Annotated in this window: 3 protein-coding genes; 2 read left to right on the top strand and 1 reads right to left on the bottom strand. The window is 73.2% G+C overall.

The genetic code is table 11. The features are described 5' to 3' along the window. The first annotated feature begins 92 nt into the window (after positions 1-92). A complete protein-coding gene (locus F8274_RS30250) occupies positions 93-1,409 on the top strand; it encodes a DUF2252 domain-containing protein (protein WP_151465771.1) in 1,317 nt (438 codons plus the stop codon). Positions 1,410-1,448: 39 nt separating this feature from the next. Here F8274_RS30250 and F8274_RS30245 read toward each other — a convergent pair whose 3' ends face one another. After that, positions 1,449-2,495, bottom strand: a complete 1,047-nt coding sequence (locus tag F8274_RS30245) for a glucose 1-dehydrogenase (protein ID WP_192580054.1) — start codon at positions 2,493-2,495, stop codon at positions 1,449-1,451. Between the two features lie 114 nt (positions 2,496-2,609). Between F8274_RS30245 and F8274_RS30240 the strand changes: the two genes are divergently transcribed. Continuing rightward, on the top strand, positions 2,610-3,200 hold a 591-nt coding region (locus tag F8274_RS30240), incomplete at its 3' end, for an NADH-quinone oxidoreductase subunit C (RefSeq protein WP_151465767.1).

Below are 3,200 nucleotides of genomic sequence, written 5' to 3'. Positions count from 1 at the left end.
ACCCCCCGGCCGGTGGAATCCCTCACCGCGCCCCCCGTACGTCCCCCGGCCGGCTGAGCCGCGAGGTGGCGGCGCGGGGCTAGCCTGCGATCATGACCCAGTCCGCGGACAAGCGTTCCGCCTTCATCGTCGACGTGCTCACCGAGGAGTTCGGGGCGTCGATGGCGATCGACCCGGCGGCGTTCCGCCGCAAGTTCCGCAAGATGGCCGCCTCCCCGTTCGCCTTCTACCGGGGCAGCGCCTCGCTCTTCTACGCCGACCAGCGCGGCGACTTCGCCAGCGACCGGTTCCTGGACGACCGGACCAGGCGGGTGTGGATCCACGGCGACCTGCACGCCGAGAACTTCGGCACCTACATGAGCGGCTCCGGGCAGCTCGTGTTCAACGTCAACGACTTCGACGAGGCGTACGTCGGGCCGTTCTCCTGGGACCTGAAGCGCTTCGCCGCCAGCGTGGCCCTGCTCGGCTACGCCAAGGCGCTCTCCGACCGGGCGATCGGGGAGCTGGTGGCCGGCTTCGCCCGGTCGTACCTGGCCGAGCTGCGGGCCATCGCGGCCGGCGGGGACGACGCGATCGGCTCGATCACCCTGGAGAACGCCGACGGGGTGCTGCGCCGGGTGCTCCAGCAGGCCCGGCTGAACACCCGGGTCGACCTGCTCGCCACGCAGACCACCATCGACAACTACGAGCGCCGGTTCTCCGTCGGCGACGGGGTCTTCGAGGTCGACGCCGCGACCCGCGAGCAGGTCAGCGCCGCGTTCCAGGACTACCTGGGCACGCTGCCGGAGGCCACCGCCCGGCTCCGCCCGGTCGCCGCCAACATCAAGGACGTCGTGCTGCGCAAGGGGGTGGGCATCGGCTCGGCCGGGCTGCCCTCGTACAACCTGCTGCTGGAGGGGCACACCCAGGCGCTGGAGAACGACGTCGTCATCTACATGAAGCAGGCGCAGGTGCCGGCGGTGGCGCGGCACATCGAGGACGAGCGGGTCCGCTCGTACTTCCGGCACCAGGGGCACCGGACGGCCGAGTCGCAGCGGGCGTTGCAGGCCCACGCCGACCCGTGGCTGGGCTTCACCGAGCTGGACGGGTCCGGCCAGCTCGTCGCCGAGGTCTCCCCGTACGCGGCCGACCTCGACTGGGCCGACGTCAACGAGCCCGAGGAACTCGCCGGGGTGCTCACCGACCTGGGCCGGGCGGTGGCCCGGATGCACTCGGTGGCCGACGACGAGTCCAGCCACGACCTGGTGGACTACTCCACCGAGGAGGCGATCGTCGCCGTCGTGGACGCCGACGCGGAGGGTTTCGTCGGCTACCTCATCGACTTCGCGCACACCTACGGCATCCGGGCCCGCGAGGACCACCAGCTCTTCGTGGACCTGTTCCGCAACGGCCGGCTCCCAGGCATCTGAGGCACCCGGGGCGCCGGAGCCCGCGCTCCGGTGCCCGCCTCACTGCTCGAAGTCGAGCACCACCTTGATGTCCTCGCCCGTCGAGGTGTAGGCGTCGGCGTACGAGGAGACCGGCACCCGGCGGGTGATCAGCGAGTTCAGCCAGGACTGGTCGGCGCGGGCCAGCGCCTCCGCCGCCAGCTCCCAGTGCCGCCGGTTGGCGTTCACCGAGCCGAAGACCACGTTGTTCTCCAGCACCAGCTCCCGGTTGAGCGCCCCCGCGTCGAAGTCGATGGTCCGGCCGCCGCTGGAGACGCCGGTGAGGCAGACGATGCCGTTGGTCCCGGCCTTGCACATCGCCTCCATGACCACGACGGGGGCGCCGGTGCACTCCACCACCACGTCCGGCACGAAGTCCAGCTCCCCGACCGTCGTGGTGTGGTAGGTGGCGCCGAGCGCACGGACCAGCTCCGGTTTGGGCCCGGTCTTGTTGCGGTCGAGCACGTGCACCGAGAGCCCGCGCTGGATGCCCAGCAGGGCGGCCAGCAGCCCGATCGGCCCGGCCCCGGTGACCAGCACGCTCTGCGGCTGCCACACGGCCCGGCTGCCGATCCGCTCGATGTGGTCCCAGGCCTTCGCCAGCACGCTTGTCGGCTCCAGCAGCATCCCGACCGGGGCGAGCGCCGGGTCCAGGCCGACGGCGAACCTCGGCTGCACCCGCCAGCGGTCCCGGGCGAAGCCGGGCAGCCCCTTGATCCCGTGCTCGGTGTAGCGGCCGTTGCGGCACATGTCCCACTCGCCGACGGCGCAGTTCGGGCAGGGCACCGGGTCGGGGTGCCGGACGATCCCCACCACGAGGTCACCGGGCTTGAGCGTGCCCGTCGGGTCCTCCAGCACCCGGCCGAGCGACTCGTGCCCGAGCACCAGCCGATCCTGGCCGGGCGGGGCCTCGCCGTAATCGCCCGCGATGATCTCCTGGTCGGTGCCGCAGATGCCGACCGCGACGGCCTCGACCAGGATCGCGCCCTCCTCCGCGGCCGGCTCGGGCCAGTCGTCGTCGAGGCGCAGCGAGTTCGGAGCTCCGGGAGCCACAGTGACAGCGCGCACGATGCTCATCCTTCCCCGCCGGGGGCCCGAGCGCCCGGCAAAGCGGCGGATCCGGCCCGGGGGAGCGTGGACGGCCCGACACGCCTCCCGGTGGTCGGCCCTAGGATCAGCGGCATGACTCCGGAAGAGGTCGGCCGGCGGGTGGTCGCGCTGCTCGCGCCCGTGGAGGCCACCACGTCGGTCTCCGGCGGTCAGGGGCACGCCCGCGCCACCGTCGACGTACCCCCGGCGAGCTGGCGCGACGCGGTGCGCGCGGCGCGCGACGACGCCGAGCTGGACTGCGACTTCTTCGACTGGCTGTCGGCGGTCGACGAGCTGGCCGACGGCTTCGACGTGGTGGCCCACCTCTGGTCGATCCGGCACCGGCACGGGCTGCTGCTGCGCACCCGGGTGCCCCGGGAGGCGCCGGTCGTGACGTCCGTGGTCGATGTCTTCCCCGGCGCGGCCTGGCACGAGCGGGAGACCCACGAGATGTTCGGCATCGGCTTCGACGGGCACGGCGAGCTGCGGCCGCTGCTGCTGCCGCCGGAGTTCGAGGGCCACCCGCTGCGCAAGGAGTTCGTGCTGGCCTCCCGGGTCGCCAAGCCGTGGCCGGGCGCCAAGGAACCCGGCGAGTCGGAGGCCGGCGGCGGCCGCCGGCCGATCCGGCCTCCGGGCGTGCCGGCGCCGGGGGAGTGGGGGACGGCGCCCACGCCGGCCGGCGCG

Origin of the sequence: Micromonospora sp. AMSO31t (assembly GCF_008868175.1) — a bacterium.
Taxonomy (GTDB): Bacteria; Actinomycetota; Actinomycetes; order Mycobacteriales; family Micromonosporaceae; genus Micromonospora.
This window is presented reverse-complemented; position numbering and strand designations above follow the sequence as displayed.